This is a genomic window from Hyphomonas polymorpha PS728 (genome assembly GCF_000685315.1).
GTDB lineage: Bacteria > Pseudomonadota > Alphaproteobacteria > Caulobacterales > Hyphomonadaceae > Hyphomonas > Hyphomonas polymorpha.
On sequence record NZ_ARYM01000067.1, the window covers coordinates 1 to 530 of the forward strand.

A 530-nucleotide genomic window follows, 5' to 3' on the forward strand; every position below is an offset into this window, starting at 1 on the left:
AGGAGAGGCCCGATGGGCAAGGCAAAGTTTGAGCGTACGAAGCCGCACGTGAACATTGGCACGATTGGCCACGTTGACCACGGCAAGACGACGCTGACGGCAGCGATCACGATCACGCTGGCGAAGTCTGGCGGTGCGACGGCGAAGGCATATGCCGACATCGACGCGGCGCCGGAAGAGAAGGCACGCGGCATCACGATCAACACCGCGCACGTGGAATATGAGACGGCCAACCGTCACTATGCGCACGTCGACTGCCCCGGCCACGCTGACTATGTGAAGAACATGATCACCGGCGCGGCCCAGATGGACGGCGCGATCCTGGTGTGCTCGGCTGCTGACGGCCCGATGCCGCAGACCCGCGAGCACATCCTGCTGGCCCGTCAGGTCGGCGTGCCGGCGCTCGTCGTGTTCCTGAACAAGGTCGACATGGTTGACGATGCCGAGCTGCTCGAACTCGTCGAGATGGAAGTGCGCGACCTGCTTTCGTCCTACAACTTCCCGGGCGACGACATTCCGATCATCAAGGG

Annotated in this window: 1 protein-coding gene; it reads left to right on the top strand. The window is 63.0% G+C overall.

From position 1 onward, the window contains the following. Positions 1-12: 12 nt before the first annotated feature. Positions 13-530: GTP-binding protein (locus HPO_RS19410; protein ID WP_035602940.1), on the top strand; the 518-nt coding region annotated here is incomplete at its 3' end.